General features: G+C 60.9%; 20 protein-coding genes and 1 tRNA gene. 11 read left to right on the top strand and 10 right to left on the bottom strand.

Annotated features, from left to right (window positions below; all coding sequences use genetic code 11):
• Window positions 1-84: 84 nt before the first annotated feature.
• The 6 genes from trpC to ACX2DJ_RS09490 all read right to left on the bottom strand — a co-directional run bounded on the left by trpC (window position 85) and on the right by ACX2DJ_RS09490 (window position 6,854).
• Window positions 85-873, bottom strand: a complete 789-nt coding sequence (gene trpC, locus ACX2DJ_RS09515; RefSeq protein WP_462572269.1) for an indole-3-glycerol phosphate synthase TrpC — start codon at window positions 871-873, stop codon at window positions 85-87.
• 106 nt (window positions 874-979) lie between these two features.
• A complete protein-coding gene (gene trpD, locus ACX2DJ_RS09510; RefSeq protein WP_462572268.1) occupies window positions 980-1,972 on the bottom strand; it encodes an anthranilate phosphoribosyltransferase in 993 nt (330 codons plus the stop codon).
• Window positions 1,969-2,568: an anthranilate synthase component II gene (locus ACX2DJ_RS09505; protein WP_462572266.1), complete on the bottom strand. Its 600-nt coding sequence runs from the start codon at window positions 2,566-2,568 to the stop codon at window positions 1,969-1,971. The genes trpD and ACX2DJ_RS09505 overlap by 4 nt, the downstream gene beginning before the upstream one ends.
• Window positions 2,565-3,383 (bottom strand): phosphodiester glycosidase family protein, encoded by an 819-nt coding sequence (locus ACX2DJ_RS09500; protein WP_462572265.1) that lies wholly within the window; start codon window positions 3,381-3,383, stop codon window positions 2,565-2,567. The genes ACX2DJ_RS09505 and ACX2DJ_RS09500 overlap by 4 nt, the downstream gene beginning before the upstream one ends.
• The gene (gene trpE / locus ACX2DJ_RS09495; RefSeq protein ID WP_462572264.1) at window positions 3,383-4,882 is read right to left on the bottom strand and encodes an anthranilate synthase component I; all 1,500 of its coding nucleotides are present in this window, start codon (window positions 4,880-4,882) and stop codon (window positions 3,383-3,385) included. Before trpE ends, ACX2DJ_RS09500 begins: the two co-directional genes overlap by 1 nt.
• Window positions 4,883-4,919: 37 nt before the next feature.
• Window positions 4,920-6,854, bottom strand: a complete 1,935-nt coding sequence (locus ACX2DJ_RS09490) for a peptidylprolyl isomerase (protein WP_462572262.1) — start codon at window positions 6,852-6,854, stop codon at window positions 4,920-4,922.
• A gap of 221 nt (window positions 6,855-7,075) precedes the next feature.
• Between ACX2DJ_RS09490 and tpiA the strand changes: the two genes are divergently transcribed.
• The 3 genes from tpiA (at window position 7,076) to ACX2DJ_RS09475 (ending at window position 10,053) form a co-directional block, all read left to right on the top strand.
• Window positions 7,076-7,837, top strand: a complete 762-nt coding sequence (gene tpiA, locus ACX2DJ_RS09485; protein WP_462572261.1) for a triose-phosphate isomerase — start codon at window positions 7,076-7,078, stop codon at window positions 7,835-7,837.
• A 115-nt stretch (window positions 7,838-7,952) separates the two neighbouring features.
• The gene (secG, locus tag ACX2DJ_RS09480) at window positions 7,953-8,327 is read left to right on the top strand and encodes a preprotein translocase subunit SecG (RefSeq protein WP_462572583.1); all 375 of its coding nucleotides are present in this window, start codon (window positions 7,953-7,955) and stop codon (window positions 8,325-8,327) included.
• Between the two features lie 91 nt (window positions 8,328-8,418).
• Window positions 8,419-10,053, top strand: a complete 1,635-nt coding sequence (locus ACX2DJ_RS09475; protein ID WP_462572260.1) for a CTP synthase — start codon at window positions 8,419-8,421, stop codon at window positions 10,051-10,053.
• A 414-nt stretch (window positions 10,054-10,467) separates the two neighbouring features.
• On the opposite strand, the gene ACX2DJ_RS09470 is transcribed toward ACX2DJ_RS09475, so the two are convergent.
• A complete protein-coding gene (locus tag ACX2DJ_RS09470; protein ID WP_462572258.1) occupies window positions 10,468-10,944 on the bottom strand; it encodes an Hsp20 family protein in 477 nt (158 codons plus the stop codon).
• A gap of 185 nt (window positions 10,945-11,129) precedes the next feature.
• On the opposite strand from ACX2DJ_RS09470, the gene grxC reads away from it, so the two are divergent.
• The 8 genes from grxC (at window position 11,130) to ACX2DJ_RS09430 (ending at window position 17,158) form a co-directional block, all read left to right on the top strand.
• Window positions 11,130-11,393 carry a glutaredoxin 3 gene (gene grxC / locus ACX2DJ_RS09465; RefSeq protein WP_462572257.1) on the top strand — a complete coding sequence of 88 codons (264 nt, stop codon included), beginning with the start codon at window positions 11,130-11,132 and terminating at the stop codon, window positions 11,391-11,393.
• Window positions 11,394-11,401: 8 nt separating this feature from the next.
• Window positions 11,402-12,220 carry a carbon-nitrogen hydrolase family protein gene (locus ACX2DJ_RS09460; protein WP_462572256.1) on the top strand — a complete coding sequence of 273 codons (819 nt, stop codon included), beginning with the start codon at window positions 11,402-11,404 and terminating at the stop codon, window positions 12,218-12,220.
• 9 nt (window positions 12,221-12,229) lie between these two features.
• Window positions 12,230-12,691, top strand: coding sequence for a DUF1178 family protein (locus tag ACX2DJ_RS09455; RefSeq protein WP_462572255.1), 462 nt, complete (start codon window positions 12,230-12,232; stop codon window positions 12,689-12,691).
• Between the two features lie 37 nt (window positions 12,692-12,728).
• Window positions 12,729-12,805 (top strand) — tRNA-Arg (locus tag ACX2DJ_RS09450).
• Window positions 12,806-13,011: 206 nt separating this feature from the next.
• Window positions 13,012-14,172, top strand: coding sequence for an acyl-CoA dehydrogenase family protein (locus ACX2DJ_RS09445; RefSeq protein WP_462572254.1), 1,161 nt, complete (start codon window positions 13,012-13,014; stop codon window positions 14,170-14,172).
• 71 nt (window positions 14,173-14,243) lie between these two features.
• Entirely contained in the window at window positions 14,244-14,543 is a 300-nt protein-coding gene (locus ACX2DJ_RS09440; protein WP_462572253.1) for an FtsB family cell division protein, read from the top strand.
• A 131-nt stretch (window positions 14,544-14,674) separates the two neighbouring features.
• Window positions 14,675-15,754, top strand: coding sequence for a pyruvate dehydrogenase (acetyl-transferring) E1 component subunit alpha (pdhA, locus tag ACX2DJ_RS09435; protein WP_462572252.1), 1,080 nt, complete (start codon window positions 14,675-14,677; stop codon window positions 15,752-15,754).
• A 3-nt stretch (window positions 15,755-15,757) separates the two neighbouring features.
• The gene (locus ACX2DJ_RS09430) at window positions 15,758-17,158 is read left to right on the top strand and encodes a pyruvate dehydrogenase complex E1 component subunit beta (protein ID WP_462572251.1); all 1,401 of its coding nucleotides are present in this window, start codon (window positions 15,758-15,760) and stop codon (window positions 17,156-17,158) included.
• A gap of 49 nt (window positions 17,159-17,207) precedes the next feature.
• On the opposite strand, the gene ACX2DJ_RS09425 is transcribed toward ACX2DJ_RS09430, so the two are convergent.
• The 3 genes from ACX2DJ_RS09425 to ACX2DJ_RS09415 all read right to left on the bottom strand — a co-directional run bounded on the left by ACX2DJ_RS09425 (window position 17,208) and on the right by ACX2DJ_RS09415 (window position 19,389).
• Window positions 17,208-17,549, bottom strand: a complete 342-nt coding sequence (locus tag ACX2DJ_RS09425) for a hypothetical protein (RefSeq protein WP_462572582.1) — start codon at window positions 17,547-17,549, stop codon at window positions 17,208-17,210.
• A 95-nt stretch (window positions 17,550-17,644) separates the two neighbouring features.
• Entirely contained in the window at window positions 17,645-18,109 is a 465-nt protein-coding gene (locus tag ACX2DJ_RS09420; protein WP_462572250.1) for a TadE/TadG family type IV pilus assembly protein, read from the bottom strand.
• The gene (locus ACX2DJ_RS09415) at window positions 18,106-19,389 is read right to left on the bottom strand and encodes a pilus assembly protein TadG-related protein (protein WP_462572249.1); all 1,284 of its coding nucleotides are present in this window, start codon (window positions 19,387-19,389) and stop codon (window positions 18,106-18,108) included. The genes ACX2DJ_RS09420 and ACX2DJ_RS09415 overlap by 4 nt, the downstream gene beginning before the upstream one ends.
• Window positions 19,390-19,498: the final 109 nt, after the last annotated feature.

Here is a 19,498-nt window from a genome sequence, read left to right as displayed (position 1 = left end):
CCGGGCTCTGCGAGTGGGGATCGACGGAACATGTCGCTGCTTATGCCGCAGATCCAGATTGTAGGACAGTCCAGGGTCAGGACCCTAGCCTTGCAGCAGCGCCCGCGTGGCCGCTTCGACATCATCCTGCCGCATCAGGCTCTCCCCGACCAGGAAAGCACGCACGCCTGAATTCGCCAAACGCGTGCAATCGTCATGGCTGTTGATCCCGCTTTCACTGACGAGCAATGCGCCGGGCGGTGCGAGTGAAGAAAGCCGTTCGGTCGTAGAAAGATCAGTCCTGAAAGTCTTCAAATCGCGATTGTTGACGCCAATCAGCCGAGAGGCGAGCCGGGCGGCGCGCTCCATCTCGGCCTCGTCGTGTACCTCGACCAGCACATCCATGCCGCGTTCAATTGCCGCAGCTTCGATCTCTGCCATTTCAGCGTCGCCAAGCGCAGCAACGATGATCAGGATCGCGTCCGCCCCGATGCTGCGCGCTTCGGCCACCTGCCATGGATCAACCATGAAATCCTTGCGCAGAACCGGCAGGCCGCATGCTGCGCGCGCCGCCTTGAGGTAATCCTCATGACCCTGGAAATAGGGCGCGTCGGTCAGGACAGAGAGGCATGCGGCGCCGCCGGCCTGATAGGCGCGGGCGTGCTGATCAGGTCGGAAATCCTCGCGGATCAGGCCCTTGGAAGGCGAGGCTTTCTTGACCTCCGCGATCAGCGCAAAGCCACCGACAGACTTGATGCGCAGCGCTGCTTCAAAGCCGCGCGGTGCGCTTTGCCCGGCGGCGAGATGGTCGAGCGCGGTGACCGAGGATTCGGCGCGCCTTTGCGCAACCTCGATCCGCTTGGTGGCGCAGATTTCTTCGAGTTTGTTCATCATTTTCCTCGTCATTCCCGCGTATGCGGGAATCCAGATTGCGAGGGGAACGGCTCCGCTGTGGATCCCCGCTTTCGCGGGGATGACGAACAGCGAGTGTAATTGGTCATCATTTTGCCATCTCGATCCAGCGCGCCAGCAATGCCGCCGCCTTGCCGCTGTCGAGCGCTTCGGCCGCCATGGCCGCGCCTTCGACCCAGTCTTCGGCCTTGCCCGCAACCATCAGGGCCGCTGCGGTATTGAACTTGACGGTTTCGCGATAGGCACCCGGCTCGCCTGCCAGCAAGGCGGCGAGTGCCTTTGCATTATGGGCCGGATCTCCGCCGCGAATAGCTTCAAGCGGCGCGTGCTCCAGCCCGGCCATTGTCGCATCCACACGCCGCATTTCGAAATCATTGCCGGTTACGTCGGCCAATTCGTTACCCCCGGCAAGGCTCAGCTCGTCCAGCCCTTCGTCGCCCGAGACGATGAAGGTGCGATCGCTGCCAAGCCGCGCTGCCGCGTCGCCATAGATCGAGACGTAGCCGGGGCGGGCAATGCCGATCAGTTGGCGCCGCACGCCAACCGGGTTGGACAGCGGCCCCATGAGGTTGAAGATCGTGCGGCGGGCAAGTCTCTTGCGGATGGGCTGGATGCGCACCATCGCCGGGTGGTGATTGGGGGCAAACAGGAAGCAGATGCCGATTTCCGCCAGCGTCTTTTCCGCGGTGCGCCCGGCGGCGGCCATGTCGAGCCCCAGGACTTCGAGCGTATCGGCCACGCCCGAAAGCGAGGAGATCGCCCGGTTGCCGTGGCGGGCGACCGGCACACCGCAGGCCGCGACAACCAGGCCTACTGCGGTTGACACGTTCAGCGTATGGTGGCCATCCCCGCCGGTTCCGCACACATCGATCGCATTTGCGGGTCCAGCGACCGGAATATAGCGGGCCCTGAGCGCGCGGGCTGCACCCGCGATCTCGTCTGCGGTTTCGCTGCGCTCTGTCATTGCCAGCAGGAACCGCGCGATTTCCTCATCGCTGGCCTCGCCGTCAAGGATCCAGCCGAACACCTCTTCGGCCTCGGCTTCGGTCATATGCGGTACGGCAAGGGGCAGGGTCTTCATGCCGCCTCCTTCACCTCGAGCCCGCAGATACGCAGAAAGTTGGCCAGCAGCGCGTGGCCGTGCTCGGTGGCGATGCTTTCAGGGTGGAACTGGACCCCGTGGATCGGCAGCTCGCGGTGGCGGAAACCCATGGTGAAGCCATCGTCGGAAGTGGCGTTGACGGCGAGATCATCCGGCTGATTGCGCACCACCAGGCTGTGATAGCGGGTGGCGGTGAAGGGCGAGGGGAGCCCCGTGAACACACCGCTGCTATCATGGCTGATCGGGGAAGTCTTGCCGTGCATCAGCCCGCCGCGCTCGACCATACCGCCGAATTGCTGACCGATCGCCTGATGGCCCAGGCACACGCCAAGCAGCGGCTTGCCGGCATCGGCGCAAGCGGAAACGAGATCGAGGCTGATCCCCGCTTCATTGGGCGTGCAGGGGCCGGGCGAGATCAGGAAACCCGCGGCATTGGTGCTGATCGCTTGCGCGGCGCTCAGCGCGTCATTGCGTTCCACCTGCACCTTGGCGCCCAGCTCCAACAGGTAATGGACCAGGTTGAAAGTGAAGCTGTCGTAATTGTCGATAACCAATATGGTCGGTGCGCAGGTCATGGCGCCGCCGTGTCGCGTTTTGTCACGACAATCAAGGGCCCGATCGCGGCACCGTCGTCAAGCCGCTCGGTCACCGGGTCCCATAAGGCGGACACCCCCCCATCAAGAGCGAGGGCGGCGGGCGTCTTGAGTTCGTCACGGAAATAGCGCGCGAATTGCCCGAAACTGATCGCTGCTTCGGAAATGACGAAATGCGCCTTGCCCTCGGCATCGATACCCACCCCGTTGCGGATGCTGCGCGAAGGGCCGTCATCCTGGAATTCGGGATGCAACTCGCCGTCGATCACCAGCATCGGGCCCGATTGGGTACCGAATTTCGGGCGGTCACTGACATTGTAGAGGAAGTTGTTCGACGTGCGGATTTCCCACTTGCCATCGCTGCCGAAAAACACACCGTTGGGCTGGAGGTGGAAATTGCCATCACCCTCCTCACGGTTGAGCTCCACAAGCCGCTCGCCTTCCTCGACGTAATAGCCCAGCGGGCTGCCATCATCCTTGAACATGCCGCCGTTCATGGCGAAGGCCACCACCGCCGCTTGCTCGCCCAGCGCCTTGCCATAGGTGCGTAGCGAACGGTATCTCACCCCGTTAGGATCGGACAGCACCATGGCAATCCGGTGCTTGGCCGGATCGGCAACGCAATGGGTCAGCGGCACAGCCTCGAACACCACGACCTCGCAAGCCGAAGCCTCGCGCCGCAGTGCCACGCGCTGTTCGGATTTTGAGCCGATTTCGGTGCGGGTCACCGGCTCGCCGCCCTCAACGTCGCAAGCGGTAAGCGCCAGCAAAGGCGCAGTAAGCAGCAGCGCACGCATCACTGGCCGAACCCCGGTTCGCTGGCGACGCGGGCGGCTTCCCTTGCAGCCGCAATCAACGCGCCGGCCTTGGCCTTGCATTCGGCCAGCTCGGCGTCCGGGTCGCTGTCAGCCACGATCCCGGCACCTGCTTGCACATGCATCATCCCGTCCTTGATCACGGCGGTCCGCAACACGATGCAACTGTCGACCGATCCATCTGGCGAAAAATAGCCGACGCCGCCGGCATAGGCCCCGCGCGCCTCTGGCTCGAGCTCGGCGATGATTTCGCAGGCGCGGATCTTGGGCGCACCGCTGACCGTGCCCGCCGGGAAGCCCGCGAACAGCGCGTCAAGCGCATCGTGCGAAGAATCGAGCTGGCCGATGACATTGCTGACAATATGCATGACGTGGCTGTAGCGCTCGATGGTAAAGCTTTGGGTCACCTCGACCGATCCCGTGGTGGCCACCCGGCCGACATCATTACGCCCCAGATCAAGCAGCATGAGATGTTCCGCCCGTTCCTTGGGATCGGCAAGCAGGCTGGTTTCGTTGGCGGCATCTTCTGCTAGCGTGGCACCGCGCGGCCGCGTGCCCGCGATGGGGCGGATGGTCACTTCGCCATTTCGCACGCGCACCAGTATCTCCGGGCTTGATCCGACTACGGCAAAACCCGGCAGGTCGAGGAAATAAAGAAAGGGCGAAGGGTTCACCCGCCGCAATGCTCGATAAAGTTCGATCGGCGGCAGCGGGAACGGCGTGGTGAAGCGTTGGGCCAGCACCACCTGGAAAATGTCGCCCGCCGTGATGTAATCCTTGGCGCGCAGCACCATCGCCTTGTAATCTTCGGCTGCGATCACCGGTTCAAGCGCCATATCTGGCAGGCCCTGCGCCGGTGTGTGCGGCGCAATGGTACCGGCAAGGCGCCGCAGCACATCGTCAATCCGCTCGCCTGCGCGCTCGATCGCTGTATCGGGATTCTTCGCCGCCCAGATCGGCGCGATGGCGAAGAGTGCATCGGTGAGCCCGTCGAACACCAGGATCACAGTCGGGCGCACGAACAGCATGTCGGGCAGGTCAAGCGGGCTGGCGGGCGCGCGCGGCAGATCTTCAACCAGGCCGACGGTTTCAAACCCGAAATAGCCGACCAGGCAAGCGAGCGCGGGTGGCAGCCCCTCTGGCACGTCGATACGGCAGGAATCGGCCAGTGCACGCAAGGCATCAAGGCTGCCCGTCTCGCATGGTTCGAACGCAGCGCGATCGTGTTGCCAGTCGGCATTGATTTCTGCCGTGTTCCCGCGCGCACGAAAAACCAGGTCAGGGTCAAGGCCGAGCAGGCTGTAGCGCCCCCGCACCTCGCCGCCTTCGACCGATTCAAGCAGGAAGTCCCCACGCCCCGGCTCGATCAGCTTGGCTGCCGCACCCACTGGTGTTTCGGTATCCGCGATGACCTTGCGCCACACCAGCGCAGGCTTGCCCGCGGCAAGCGCGGCGGCTGCGGTGGCGGAATTATCCGTCAAACGGGGGCCTGCGGCAGGGGGCAAGCGGGCGTTTCCTCTAATTTTCGCCGGTGAGCTGACGCCGCACTGCAGCGACCGCCGCCGGATTGGTCTCGACGCCGATTTCGGCTCGAATCGCGCGGGTCAGCTGCGATGCCAGTTCATCGCCCATCGGGCCGCGCATTTGCCGCTGCGCGGAAGCGATCAACGGATTGTCGGGCGCAACTTTGGGCGTCTCGATATTCTGCAGGTCAACCACAAACCAGCCGATATCATTCGGTGCTTCGAGCCGCTTGGTAGAGCCTTCGGCCATGCTGAACATCAACGCCAGCGCAGGCGGAATCTGCTGGCCCTGGGCGAGCAGGTCCTGGCGATCGAGGCTGAGAAGGTCCGGCGGGGGAAGGGTTACTGGCTCTTCGCGCAGCGCCTCCGCCAATGTAGCGCCATCGCGCACGCGCTTGATCACCCGGTCGGCTGCCTCGCGCGCCTTGCGGGCGCCTTCATGGAGCCTCCAGTCGAACACCACCTGTTCGCGAATTTCCTTGAGCGGGGCGGCGGCGGAAGGCGTGGTATCCGAAACCTCGAAAATCAGGAAAGTGGTTCCACGAACCAATTCGGCTAGTTGCGGTTCGCCTTCTTCCATCTGGAAAGCGGTGCTGATGGCACCCTGCAATTGCGGTGGCAAGGTGGCCGCAGGATTGCCGTAGATTCGGCCATCTGCGGTAATCGGCGCGGTGGTTTCCAGCGCGACACCAAGTTCCTCGGCCATTTGCGAAAGGGCTACGCCGCCTGAAATCTCTTCTTCGACCCTTGCGCTCAGATCTGCGAGGGCTTGCGCGCGCTTTTCTTCAGTCAATGCCTCGCGGATTTGCGGGGTGGCCTGGGCAAGATTACGCTCCGGTATCCGGTTGATCCTGTCGACTCGCACCAAATGCCAGCCAAGCGGGCTGCGCGCGGGTTCAGCGATGCTGCCTTGCGCGGCGGCAAACGCCGCGTCAGCCACTGCGCCGCTCGTGGTATTGGCAAATTCCTCGCGTTCGACCGGGCCGACCACGGTTGTACTGAACCCCGCACTGCGCGCCGCCGCCGCCAGGGCTGATCCACCGCTGGCCTGCTGGAGCAAGGCTTTGGCCGCATCCTCGGTCGGCACAATCAATTGCGTGAAGGTGCGTTGCTCGCGCGCGGCATATTGGGCCCGGTCGCGCTGGTAACGCGCTGCAATCTCGGCTTCTGTCGGAGCAAGATCCGTATCGAGGTTGTCCAGCCCGAAAGTGGCGTAACGCAACACGCGGCGTTCTGGCCGGATGTAATCGTCACGGTTTTCCTTGTAGTAGGCGGCCAGTGCAGTTTCGCTTGGATCATCCTTCGGGGCAAATTGCGCTGATGGAATGAAACCCACCGCACCGTCGCGCCGCTCAAGCAGCAAGGCGCTATACCGCGTTGCCAGCTTACGGGGCATCTGTATGCCGCTGAGGCCCGGTGCCAGAATCTGCGTGACCAGAATGCTGTCGGCAAGATCTTGCCGCAGCATCGCTTCGCTCAATCCCTGCTGCCGCAGGGCCGCCTGGAAGGCGGCACTGCTGAAATTGCCATCCGGACCGCGAAAGGCACCGATTTGCAGGATCTCGCTATTGACCAGGTTCTTGCCTGCCCTGAGGCCGTATTTCTCCGCATAATTGCCCACGGAATAACGATCGATCATCTGTTGAAGCACTTCGTCAAGTCCGCCTTGTGCGGTGAACATGGCCATTGTGATGGCCGGGTTTTCCTGCCGCACCTGGTCAACCGCGTTGCTTACCGCGCGTCCGAACTCGGCATTGCCAATCTTTTCGTCGCCCACCACGGCAACCCGGTCGCCCCCGGACACCCCCCCGAAAACGTTTTGATTCGCCACATCGCTGCTGGCAAAGGCGAATGCGATCAGGACCAGAAAACCCAGCGTCAGGCCGAGGCCAAGTTTCGAACTGAAGAAATTACGAAAAAATGTGATCATGGATTTAGGCGATCCGCAGCTAGATGCCTCGCGCAGTTGCGAGAACGAAGTTGATGGCTCGCGCCTTATCGGCCCAGCGGCGCTGCCGCAACAGCCGAGACGCGTTCTTGCCGCAACAGTGAAGAAACGGTTTTGACTGGAAAAGAAAGGTCGGCTAGCGGGGCCCGCCGCGCAGCCCCTATGTTGAAAGGGCTGGATTCGTAGATAGCAGGATATCTCCCATGGCCGAACGGCCCTATATTGTTGGCAATTGGAAAATGAACGGCACGCGTGCCATGCTGTCAGAAGCGCGCGCGATCGACCGTGCGGCGCAGCGGCACATGAAGGTCGAGGTGGCGATTGCACCGCCATACACACTGATCCATGCGGTGCACCGCGAAGTCGAACAAATCGGTGTGGGTGCGCAGGATTGCCACCCGGGCACCGATGGGGCCTTCACCGGTGACATTTCCGCCAGCATGCTGGCCGATGCCGGTGCCAAATTCGTGATCGTGGGTCATAGCGAGCGCCGACAGGGGCATGGTGAAAGCAATGCTCTGGTGCGCGAGAAGGCGCAGGCCGTGCTGGATGCGGGGATGCGGGTGATCATGTGCTGCGGCGAGGACGCCAAAACGCGCGGTGCAGGCAAGGCGGCCAGCTTTGTTACGCATCAGCTGAAGGATTCGCTGCCGGGAATTGAAAACGCTGCTGACCGGTTGACCGTGGCTTATGAGCCGATCTGGGCGATCGGCACCGGCAACACCGCAAGCCCGCAGGACATCGCCGAGATGCATCGGGAAATTCGCAACTTGCTGATCGAGCTTTACGGCGAGGAGCAGGGCGGCGGCGTGCGCATCCTTTATGGCGGTTCGGTAAACCCGGAAAACGCCCGCGAGATTTTTGCCACTGAAGAAGTGGGCGGTGCATTGGTTGGCGGAGCAAGCCTGACGGCTGATAGCTTCATGGGCATCGCGCTCGCTGCCGGAGATATGCTCGACAATTGATGCGCGGCGTCCTGCGGGCATTGCGTGCGCGGGATCGCCTGGCGCAGCAGCCCTTGTCGATTGCGCACCGCTGCCCTAAATGCGGGCCTGCAAGCTAGATAGGATTACCATGTCACTGTTCCTGTTCCTCACTGTCGTTCAAACGCTGGTCGCAGCCGGGCTGGTCGGCGTGATCCTGATGCAGCGTTCAGAGGGCGGTGGACTTGGCATTGGTGGCAGCCCCGGCGGCCTGATGGGCGCGCGCGGCGCGGCGGATTTCCTGACCCGCTCGACGCGCTGGCTGGCGATCCTGTTCGTAGCCTTGTCGATCGCGCTTGCCGCAGTGGCGGTGGAAACCGCTGGAGGCGAAGAAATCAGCAGCACGCTTGAGCGCACGGTGGCTCCGGCAACTGATCCGCTTGCCGCACCGGTTGATCCGCTCGCTCCGGCGCCGGCGCCGGTGCAAGGTGAACCGACCAGCGACGATCCGCTAGTCGGCGCGACCGAATAGCCACAAACTGACCACGATTGTGGATTGCGGGTGATCCCGCGCGCCAAATCGCTTGCCACGAATCCGTTTCACCGCTTAAGGCCCGACCCCCATGGCGCGGTATATTTTCATCACCGGCGGCGTGGTCTCCTCGCTCGGCAAAGGTCTCATGGCGGCAAGCCTCGGCGCGCTGCTGCAAGCGCGCGGCTACAAGGTTCGCATCCGCAAGTTCGATCCCTATCTCAATGTCGATCCGGGCACGATGAGCCCGTACCAGCACGGTGAAGTCTATGTCACTGATGATGGGGCGGAAACCGATCTGGATCTGGGCCATTACGAGCGCTTTACCGGGGTTTCCGCGCGGCAGAGCGACAATATCACTTCGGGCCGGGTCTATCGCGATATCATCGCCAAGGAGCGGCGCGGGGATTACCTCGGCGCCACGGTGCAGGTGATCCCGCATGTGACCGACGCGATCAAGGAATTCGCGCTGGCGGGCCAGGACGATCATGATTTCATCCTGTGCGAGATCGGCGGCACGGTGGGCGACATTGAATCATTGCCGTTCATGGAAGCGATCCGGCAGCTCAGGAACGAGCTCGAACCCTTCCAGACCGTGTCCGTGCATGTCACGCTCGTCCCCTATATCGCCGCGGCAGGCGAGCTGAAGACCAAGCCGACGCAGCACTCGGTTCGCGAACTGGCCAGCCTGGGGATCAAGCCCGACGTGCTGCTGTGCCGCGCCGAACACCCGATTCCCGAGGGCGAGCGGCGCAAGATCGCGCAATTCTGCAACGTGCGTGCCGAAGCGGTGATCCCCGCGCTCGATGCACCGTCGATCTATTCGGTGCCGCTGCAATACCACCAGGAAGGCCTCGATGCAGAGGTGCTGCGCGCTTTTGGCATCACCGATGCGCCCGAGCCCGATCTGTCGGCCTGGGATGACGTTACCGATCGCTATTTCAACCCCGAAGGCGAGGTGACGATTGGCGTGGTGGGAAAATATGTCGGCCTTCCCGACGCCTACAAGTCACTCAACGAGGCATTGGTCCACGGCGGGCTCGCCAACCGGGTCAAGGTCAATATCAAGTGGATCGATGCCGAAATCTTCGAGGGCGACGACGCGGAGATCACCTCAAGGCTCGAGCCGCTCCACGGTATTCTGGTGCCAGGCGGTTTCGGCGAGCGCGGGGCCGAAGGCAAGATTGCCAGTGTGCGCTTCGCCCGTGAGCGCAAGGTTCCTTTTTTCGGCATTTGCCTGGGCATGCAGATGGCCTGCATCGAAGCGGCACGCTCTGCCGGTTTCGAGGCTGCAACCTCAAGCGAATTTGGCGAGACCTCAGAGCCTGTAGTGGGGATCATCACAGAATGGATGAGCGAGGAGGGATTGCAGACCCGCGAAGCAGGCGGCGACCTTGGCGGCACGATGCGGCTTGGCGCCTACGATGCAAAGCTTTCACTCAACAGCCATGTTTCGCGGATCTATGGCGGGGTGGAAATGATCTCCGAACGGCACCGGCACCGCTACGAAGTCAACTCCGCTTACATCGAGCCGCTGGAAGCGCATGGCCTGATCTTTTCGGGAATGTCGCCGGACGGGCTGTTGCCTGAAATCGTGGAACGGCCGGACCACCCGTTCTTCATCGGGGTACAGTTCCACCCCGAACTGAAATCCAAGCCGTTTGATCCGCACCCCTTGTTCGCCGGATTCGTGGCGGCAGCAGTTGATCAATCGCGCCTCGTCTGAGTGGTAAATTCAGGCAGTAATGCACTGAATTTTCAGGCCGGACAAAAAGCGATATCTCGCAAGATACTGAAATATCAGATTATCCCGGTTGCCCCTAAAGAAAATGCAACGCGCTGTCGCATTTATACAAGTCAGTCAGTGATTTATGGCACAGGATGCTCAAACAGCGCGTAAGTTACGTACTGTGTTGGATCGTTGATCCAACAGGGGGTTTCAAAGCTATAAATCTGAAACCGGCTGAAATCAGTCGGCGGGGATATTATACGAGCTCAATCCGGCTGGTGTCGTCTTCTGCGACCCGGACGTCACAGGCTGGTAGAGGCGACTTCAGAGTCGCGGGGGCGGATGAATAATCCGCCCCCATTTCGTTTCCGGCAATGCGAAGACGCAGTACGGCGCCTTGCGCTCATGCTGTTAGGCGGCGTCTGCCGCATCATCACCTTTTTCGTTCGTTACGGCCTTGAGCTTGGGCTGGCCGTTCACCGAAATCTTCTTCGGTTTCATCGCGTCGGGGACTTCGCGTACGAGATCGATGGTCAGCAATCCATCAGCCAGATCGGCGCCGTCCACGCGGACATAGTCAGCCAGTTCAAAGCGGCGTTCGAACCCGCGATTGGCGATGCCGACATGCAGCATTTCGCCCGACGGCGCGTCGGCGCGCTTCTTGCCCTGGACCACCAGCAAGTTCTGCTGGGCGGTAATGTCAACGTCATCCGGACGGAACCCGGCTATCGCCAGGGTGATGCGGTATTCATCTTCACCGCGGCGCTCGATATTGAAAGGGGGATAATTATCGCCCGAATTCAGCCGGGCCTGATTCTCGAGCAGGTCGAATAGCCTGTCAAAACCAACCGTGCTGCGGCGATAGGGAGTAAAATCAAATCGTGACATGATACAAATCCTCACTAGAGCAATCTGAACGATCAAAAGCCTGCCAAAGCAGCGCTTTCATCAACCAAACCAAGGCTCCCATTGCGGCAAGCCCTGGCGTTACCCAGATAGTTAGAGAAAATTCGTGTTCAAGATCGCTTTCGGAGTTTCGGCAAGCGCAAGACAAAGGTAGAACAGGGATCGCAATGACAACGCCCAAAATCGACATCTACACCAAATTCGCGTGCCCTTTTTGTGTGCGGGCCAAGCACTTGCTCAAAAACAAGGGTGCCAGCTTCAACGAGTATGACATCACGCTGGGCGGCCCCAAGCGCCAGGAAATGCTGGAGCGGGCGCCGGGCGCGAGGACGGTTCCACAAATCTTTATCGACGATGTCTATGTTGGCGGTTCTGACGAACTCGCTGCGCTGGAGCGTGCGGGCAAGCTTGACGCGCTACTCGGGGGCTGATCCTCACTGTGCTGCGTATCGCCGTCTTGCAGATGAATTCGGGAATTGATCCCGAAGCCAATGCGGATGCAATCGAATCGGCGGTATCGCAGTCCAAGGCGGACGGGGCGGAAATGCTTTTCACCCCTGAAATGTGCGGCCTGCTTGATCGTGACCGGTCTCGGGCGGCGGCACACATCGTGGCTGAATCTGAAAACCCGGTGCTCAAGCGAGCAAAGCAAGCGGCGGCAGAGGCCGGGATTTCGGTTGCGCTAGGATCGCTGGCGATTGCGCGTGAGGATGGGCGGTGGGTCAATCGCAGCTTCGTGATCGGCCCTGATGGCGCGATCCAGGCGCGCTATGACAAGATCCATATGTTCGACGTGGAACTCGCAACTGGCGAAACCTGGCGCGAAAGCTCTGCCTATGCACCGGGCGGACTGGTGGTGACGGTGGAGGGCACTCCGCTGGGGCGGCTCGGATTGACGGTCTGCTACGACATCCGCTTTCCCGCGCTGTTTGAGGAACTGGGGCGGCGGCGCTGCGATGCCATCGCCATTCCGGCCGCTTTCACTGTGCCGACAGGGCGCGACCATTGGCATGTACTCCAGCGCGCCCGCGCGATCGAAGCCAGCGCCTTCGTGATTGCCGCCGCGCAGGTGGGCGAGCATGAGGATGGCCGCCTGACATACGGCCATTCCCTGGTGATCGATCCATGGGGCGAAGTTCTGCTCGATCTGGGTGGAGAGGCGCCGGGCCTGGGCTTTGCCGAGATCGACCTAGACCGTATCGACGCGGTCCGTGCGCAGCTGCCAAGCCTTGCCAATCGCCGCGCAATCGCCAATTAGGCGAGTGAAATGATCGTTTTCGACCTTCAGTGTGACGCTGGCCACCGATTCGAGGGCTGGTTCGGTTCGTCGGCTGACTATGCGCAGCAGCGTGAGCGCGGGCTTGTGTCTTGCCCGCAATGCGGCAGCCAGCAAGTAGCCAAGGCGCCGATGGCGCCGGCCGTTCCGGCCAAGGGCAATACACGCAGCGAAGCGGTTCTGGATGCCAAGCAGCTTTCCAACCGGCCGATGACGCCCGAGGTGGAGAAAGCGCTGGCCAAGCTCGCTCAGGCGCAGGCGAAGGCGCTAAAGGAAAGCACCTGGGTTGGTGACAAATTCGCCGAAGTCTCGCGCAAGATGCATTACGGCGAGGCTGACGAAAAGGCGATCCACGGGCAGGCCAGTATTGAAGAGGCCAAGGGTCTGGTGGAGGAGGGCATTCAAATTGCCCCGCTGCCTTTCCCGGTTGCGCCGCCCGGCAAACTCAACTGATTGCCTTGCTCGATTTGCCTGCGTAAAGGGGCCGCGGGCGCCCGTAGCTCAGCAGGATAGAGCACCAGATTCCTAATCTGGGGGCCACAGGTTCGAATCCTGTCGGGCGCACCATAAAAGGGGCTTGCCAGTCGGGCAGGCCCTTTTTTTGTTGCTGTTGACTGTTCGATCCTCATTCGGACAAAATTTCGTGACTGGCATGCGGCGCGAGGCCAGTCTAGCAAGCGCACTCCAACCGTCTTTATCAACTTGATGAGGTGGACTTGGCTGCCGTGCGTGGGCAAGCAACGCACGCGCTTAATTTGGAAAGCCCCTCTGAAATGCAGGAAAGCGAAGACCTTGCTGAAATCCGCCGCGCGGTGCGGGCCCTGTGCGACGAATTTCCGGGTGAATACTGGCGCGATAAGGATCGCACACGCGACTATCCGGCAGAATTCGTCGATGCGCTGACGCATTCGGGCTTCCTTGCTGCGCTGATTCCGGAAGAGTTCGGCGGCAGCGGGTTGAAGCTGGATGCGGCGGCGGTGATCATGGAGGAAATCCAGGCTTCCGGTTGCAATGGCGGCGCGGCGCATGCCCAAATGTACATCATGAATACGCTGCTGCGTTATGGCAGCGATGCGCAAAAGGCCGAATACCTGCCCAGGATTGCCAGCGGCGAGCTGCGGCTGCAGGCGTTTGGCGTGTCCGAGCCGACCAGCGGCACCGACACGCTTTCGCTGAAGACGCGCGCGGTCAAGCACGGCGACCATTATGTGGTCAACGGCCAGAAAATCTGGACCAGCCGGGCCGAACATTCCGACCTGATGCTGTTGCTCGCGCGCACGACCCCGCGTGACCAGTTGGAAAAGCGCACCGATGGCCTCTCGATCTTCCTCGTGGACATGCGCGCCGCGCGCGAGGCAGGCGGGCTGACGATCAAACCGATCCGCACGATGATGAACCATTCCACCACCGAAGTATTCTTCGACGACATGCGCATCCCGGCTAGTGCGCTGATCGGTGAGGAAGGGAAGGGCTTCCGCTACATCCTCTCGGGCATGAATGCGGAACGTATCCTTATCGCGGCCGAATGTATCGGTGATGCCAAATGGTTCATCGAGAAGGCAGGCGGCTATGCGCGCGAGCGCGAAGTGTTCGGCCGCCCGATCGGGCAGAACCAGGGCGTGCAGTTCCCGATCGCGCGCTGCTATGCGCAGATGCGCGCAGCCGAGCTGATGGTGCACCATGCTGCGCAGGTTTACGATGCGGGAGGCAATCCGGGTGAAGAAGCCAATATGGCGAAGCTGCTCGCCTCCGAGGCGAGCTGGGCCGCGGCGGACATGTGCGTGCAGACCTTTGGCGGCTTCGGATTCGCTGAAGAATATGATGTCGAGCGCAAGTTCCGCGAGGCACGGCTTTATACTGTGGCCCCGATTTCAACCAATCTGATCCTCTCCTATCTGGCCGAGCATGTGCTTGGCCTGCCGCGTTCTTACTGATTCTTGTCATAAAGCGCTTGATCGCGCGCGTTAACTATGATTCTGTGTGTACAGCTCAGGGCGGGATAGAAATGCGCAAGCCACCAAAGGATCAGATAAGGCAGATGCTGGCGCTGGCCGCACTGCTTCTTATCGCCGGTTTCGCAATCGCCGGGCCAACCGGTTTGCTGGCCTGGAGCGAAAGCGAGGAACTGCTCGCAGAACGGCAGGCGCAGATTGCGCAACTTCGGCTTGAGCGCGATGCGCTCAGGAACAAGGTTGACCGCCTCAACCCTGAAGGGGCAGATCCTGACCTGGTTGGCGAACTGCTGCGCCGGAACATGAATGTGGTTCACCCCGATGAAGTGGTGATCACACTGGAAGACGAGTAGCTTCGCGCAATTACAGCAAGATTTCGTATGCAGGGACGGCGCTTGACGTTGCGTCACTGTGTCGCTTGCGCTTATAGCGGAGCTATTGTCCCGCCTCCCCGGGAAGACCAGCAACTGCAAGGATTTGAGCTTTGGCCAAAGCCGCGAAGACGCAAGTAAAAACGCCCAGGAAATCGGCATCGGACAATCCGGATTTTATTCTCCATTCGCTCCAGGAAGCGCATGAGAAGCAGGGCCGGTATGACGCCAGCGAAGAGGAAATGCTCAGGCTTTACGAGCAGATGCTCCTCATCCGTCGTTTCGAAGAGAAAGCCGGGCAGCTTTACGGTCTAGGCCTGATCGGCGGCTTCTGCCACCTTTACATCGGCCAGGAGGCGGTCGCGATCGGGCTGCAAAGTGCGCTCGACAATGATCGTGACAGTGTGATCACCGGCTATCGGGATCACGGTCACATGCTTGCCTATGGCATCGATCCCAACGTGATCATGGCCGAATTGACCGGGCGCCAGGCTGGCATTTCCAAGGGGAAGGGCGGCTCGATGCACATGTTCAGCACCGAGCACAAATTCTATGGCGGGCACGGCATCGTGGGGGCGCAGGTTTCGCTCGGCGGCGGATTGGCGCTGGCGCATAAGTATAACGAGGACGGCGGGCTTTGCCTCACCTATTTCGGGGATGGCGCTTCGAACCAGGGGCAGGTTTACGAAACTTTCAACATGGCCGCGCTGTGGAACCTGCCGATCGTGTTCGTGATCGAGAACAACCAGTATGCGATGGGCACCAGCACGGCGCGGTCGAGCGCGGAAACAGAATTCCACCGGCGCGGGACCGCTTTTCGTATTCCGGGCATGAAAGTGAATGGAATGGACGTGCTGGAAGTGCGCGGAGCGGCCGAGATCGCGTTCAAGCACGTGCGCGAGGGCGGTGGGCCGGTACTGATGGAGCTAAGCACTTATCGCTATCGCGGCCACTCGATGTCCGATCCGGCGAAATACCGCAGCCGCGAGGAAGTGCAGGACGTGCGCGAGCACAAGGACCCGATCGAGGGCCTGAAGAAGCTTCTGCTCGAAAAGGGCAAGACCGAGGACGATCTGAAGGCGATCGACAAGGCTATCCGCGCGCGCGTTGCAGAAAGTGCCGACTTCGCTGAAAACTCGCCCGAGCCAGAGGCAGCCGAACTCTACACCGATGTTCTGGTGGAGGAGTATTGAGCCATGGCTATCGAACTGAAAATGCCGGCGCTTTCGCCCACCATGGAGGAAGGCACGCTTGCGCGCTGGCTCAAGCAGGAAGGTGATGAAATCGCCCCGGGTGACATCATCGCCGAAATCGAAACCGACAAGGCAACGATGGAATTCGAGGCGATCGACGAAGGCGTGCTGGGCAAGATCCTGATCGCTGAAGGGACCGAGAACGTGAAGGTCGGCACAGTTATCGCGACGCTTGAGGGCGAAGGCGATGACAGCGCTTCCACCCAAGCCGCTCCGGCGCCTGCGCCCGCTCCGGCTCCCGAACCCGAAGCCAGCTCCGAACCCGAAGCCAGCTCCGAACCCGAAGCCAGCCCCGCACCCGTTCCGGCGCGCCCGAAAGCCGAACCCAAGGCTGACCCAGCGATCCCCGAAGGCACCAGCTTTACCCAGGTCTCGGTGCGCGAAGCGCTGCGCGATGCCATGGCCGAAGAAATGCGCCGCGACGAACGTGTGTTCGTGATGGGCGAGGAAGTGGCCGAATACCAGGGTGCCTACAAGGTTACCCAGGGCCTGCTCGACGAATTCGGGCCCAAGCGGGTGATCGATACGCCGATCACCGAATACGGTTTCGCCGGGATCGGCACCGGCGCGGCGATGGGCGGATTGCGTCCGATCGTGGAATTCATGACCTTCAATTTTGCCATGCAGGCGATCGATCACATCATCAACTCCGCGGCCAAGACCAATTACATGTCGGGCGGGCAGATGCGCTGCCCGGTGGTTTTCCGCGGCCCCAATGGCGCGGCCAGCCGCGTGGGTGCGCAGCACAGCCAGAATTACGGCCCGTGGTACGCCAGCGTGCCCGGACTGATTGTGATCGCGCCCTATGATGCTGCCGATGCCAAAGGCTTGCTCAAGGCGGCAATCCGCACCGAAGACCCGGTGGTCTTCCTCGAGAACGAACTGGTCTATGGGCGCAGCTTCGATGTGCCGGATATTGACGATTACGTGTTGCCGATCGGCAAGGCGCGGGTGATGCGCGAGGGCAGCGATGTAACCATCGTCAGCTATTCGATCGGGGTCGGCTTTGCGCTCGAAGCTGCCGAACAACTTGCCGAAGATGGCATCGACGCCGAAGTGATCGATCTGCGCACGCTGCGCCCGCTCGACCGGCAGGCGATCCTGGACAGCCTGGCCAAGACCAACCGCCTGGTGATTGCGGAGGAAGGCTGGCCGACCTGTTCGATTGCGTCAGAAGTGATCGCGATCTGCATGGAGGAAGGCTTCGACCATCTCGATGCGCCGGTGCTGAGGGTCTGCAACGAAGATGTGCCGTTGCCCTATGCCGCGAATCTTGAGAAGCTGGCGCTGATCGACGCCTCGCGCATTGTCGCTGCGGCAAGAAAGGTATGTTACCGCGATTGAGGCATGGGCGGGGCGGTGTGCCCCCGCCCTTGCAGCGGACTTGCTTCAGCTATTCTTCGAAGACGAAGATGGGCCGGCTATAGGTCATGTTCAGCGCGTCCAAATTCACCAGCGGCAGGAAATCCTCGCCGAGATAGGAAATCGCTATGTCCATTTCGGTGGCATCCTGAACCCTGCTGGTGCCGGCTTCGGTAACGGTTATCTGCAACTGGTCGGTTTCGAGCAGATAGGGTGCGCCGACCGCAATGCTGAGGGCAATTGCCTCTATCTCGACGGGCGAGATATTGTTTTCCTTCTGATATTCGATCATCACGCGGCGCGCAGTATCGGAAGCGATCGAACGCAGTGAATTGTAGTTCTGCATGTAGATCGCGACATGAAAGACGCCGATCGTGGCAACGATGAGGACCGGCGCCAACAGCGCAAACTCGATAATGGTCGAGCCGCGCGCGTCGCGCAGGAAGCGTTTGAGGCGTGCCCTGATCGTCATGACAACATCACAGTGCGAACGACATTGTAATTGATCGTCTCACCGATGCCGAATTCGGTCCAGACCGGCGTATAGCTGTCAGACATTTGCAGGCGGACATAATTGCTCACCACATCGTCCACACCGCAGCTCTCTTTTGTGCTGACGAGCGTCTCGCTGTCGTTGCAGCGATAGAACCGCGTCACCGTGATCTGCTCTTCGCGCAGGCCAACCGATTGCGCCAGAATCGCCTTGATCTTGTCTGCATCGGTCGCCGCACCGGTTGCTGCAGCGACAGCGATGATCTCTGCCTCTGCGGCGGCGGATTGCAGTTCATACTGTCGCGAAACGACCATGCTCGCCTCGAAAGTGCCAAACGACATCAGGATCAGCAACGGCAGCACGAGCGCGGTTTCGATCGCCATCGAGCCCTGCGCGCTCGCGCGAAGAGTGCCAATAAGGTTTCGCCAGCGGGAGATCATGCGACCATCCTCACCTTGCCACTGCTCGAACCGACCTCAGTCGCTTCATTCACAGGGCATAGCGTTTCGAGCTTGGCGCCGCCCTTGATATCGATGCGATAGGCCGAAACCAGCAGGCACTGCGAGCTGACGTCGGCGGTACCGTTGATCGTCAACGTTCCCGAAGGCATGTAGATCAGTCCTTCGACCAGCGAGTTCGAATTGCCGTTCATGATATGGCCGGGGCTGGGCGGGTCGTTCTCGCGGTCTTCGAAGATCAGCATTCCCGCATAACGATCGGCCATGTCCGGGTATCCGGCGTTGATCACATCGTTTGCGGTCATGGGTGACAGGCGGATCGAATTGTCGTTGCCATTGCCGCCCAGCTTCACCCGTGCGCCGTTTTTCAGCACGAACATCACGCCGGTGCCCGTGACATTGTAGTTGGCGGAAAGATCCAGTTCGCCCCCGTCGATCACATAGACGCCCGACGCCAGCACCGTGGTGCAGGAAATCACGAGTGACGAATATGTGCCCGGAAGCAACGATGCCTGTACATTCTTGCCCTTGCCGGTGCAGTTATAGGTGCGGGGTGTATCGTTCGTCGGCGGTTCCAGATCGGAGTATATATCCGTCAAACCCGATGCATCCTCGACCACCAGGTGCTTGAGCTCATCGGGAGCCTCAACCTTGCCGCAAGCAACGATGATATCAGTCTCGACCGTTGCCGATCCGTCGACGGTAATGGCATCTTCGCTGCACGAAAGGGCGGCGATGCCGCATTGCGCCTTGACCGACGCATTGCCGCCGATGATCGTGCCTTCACCGTCCTTGGCAAGCGAGACGAGGCAGGCGCTGAAGTGGCCGCCTTCGGCGAAGCTGGCCTGGGCCGAAGCGGTTACGGTCACCCCATTGCCCGTCAGAAAGCTTGAAAAGGGCAGTGTTCGGGTCGCGCTTGCCCGCACCAGCACGCTGTTGTTGCTGCCGCCGGCGAAACTTGCCAGTGTGATCACGGGTTCCGATGCAAAATCAGAGATCACCGCGAGATTGGCATCATATTCCTGTTTCGCGCGTTTTTCGTAGAAACCGGCCGAATCATCATTGGTGAGCGCCCATGCACCAGCATAGGCGGCCTGGTCGACAGCCTGCTGCAGTTCACGCTTCCACAGGTACCACTGCGCGGTATCGACGGCCAGGCCTGCACCTCCAATAAGGGCAGGGGTTCCCATCGCCACAAGAAGAACGGCGTTTCCGCGGGTATTTTTCCGCAGCTTCTGGAACAGCTTGTTCAATCTGGACATCGGCGCATAACCTCAAATCAATCGGCCAGCCGCAAGCGTAATCACGGCAGGTTTGGTGTAGTTAGTGCCCGAAATGAGTTAACGACCTGCTAAGGTCTGGCAGAAATTC

It is taken from the genome of Altererythrobacter chaiwopuensis (genome assembly GCF_054957755.1).
The sequence above is the reverse complement of the archived record's forward strand: the minus strand, read 5'-3'. Positions and strand labels throughout refer to the sequence as shown.

Excerpts from the sequence above, each read along its gene's own strand:
- trpC (WP_462572269.1), bottom strand. The coding sequence starts at position 873 with ATGATGAACAAACTCGAAGAAATCTGCGCCACCAAGCGGATCGAGGTT.
- trpD (WP_462572268.1), bottom strand. The coding sequence starts at position 1,972 with ATGAAGACCCTGCCCCTTGCCGTACCGCATATGACCGAAGCCGAGGCC.
- ACX2DJ_RS09505 (WP_462572266.1), bottom strand. The coding sequence starts at position 2,568 with ATGACCTGCGCACCGACCATATTGGTTATCGACAATTACGACAGCTTC.
- ACX2DJ_RS09500 (WP_462572265.1), bottom strand. The coding sequence starts at position 3,383 with ATGCGTGCGCTGCTGCTTACTGCGCCTTTGCTGGCGCTTACCGCTTGC.
- ACX2DJ_RS09490 (WP_462572262.1), bottom strand. The coding sequence starts at position 6,854 with ATGATCACATTTTTTCGTAATTTCTTCAGTTCGAAACTTGGCCTCGGC.
- tpiA (WP_462572261.1), top strand. The coding sequence starts at position 7,076 with ATGGCCGAACGGCCCTATATTGTTGGCAATTGGAAAATGAACGGCACG.
- ACX2DJ_RS09475 (WP_462572260.1), top strand. The coding sequence starts at position 8,419 with ATGGCGCGGTATATTTTCATCACCGGCGGCGTGGTCTCCTCGCTCGGC.
- ACX2DJ_RS09470 (WP_462572258.1), bottom strand. The coding sequence starts at position 10,944 with ATGTCACGATTTGATTTTACTCCCTATCGCCGCAGCACGGTTGGTTTT.
- grxC (WP_462572257.1), top strand. The coding sequence starts at position 11,130 with ATGACAACGCCCAAAATCGACATCTACACCAAATTCGCGTGCCCTTTT.
- ACX2DJ_RS09455 (WP_462572255.1), top strand. The coding sequence starts at position 12,230 with ATGATCGTTTTCGACCTTCAGTGTGACGCTGGCCACCGATTCGAGGGC.
- ACX2DJ_RS09445 (WP_462572254.1), top strand. The coding sequence starts at position 13,012 with ATGCAGGAAAGCGAAGACCTTGCTGAAATCCGCCGCGCGGTGCGGGCC.
- ACX2DJ_RS09440 (WP_462572253.1), top strand. The coding sequence starts at position 14,244 with ATGCGCAAGCCACCAAAGGATCAGATAAGGCAGATGCTGGCGCTGGCC.
- ACX2DJ_RS09430 (WP_462572251.1), top strand. The coding sequence starts at position 15,758 with ATGGCTATCGAACTGAAAATGCCGGCGCTTTCGCCCACCATGGAGGAA.
- ACX2DJ_RS09420 (WP_462572250.1), bottom strand. The coding sequence starts at position 18,109 with ATGATCTCCCGCTGGCGAAACCTTATTGGCACTCTTCGCGCGAGCGCG.
- ACX2DJ_RS09415 (WP_462572249.1), bottom strand. The coding sequence starts at position 19,389 with ATGTCCAGATTGAACAAGCTGTTCCAGAAGCTGCGGAAAAATACCCGC.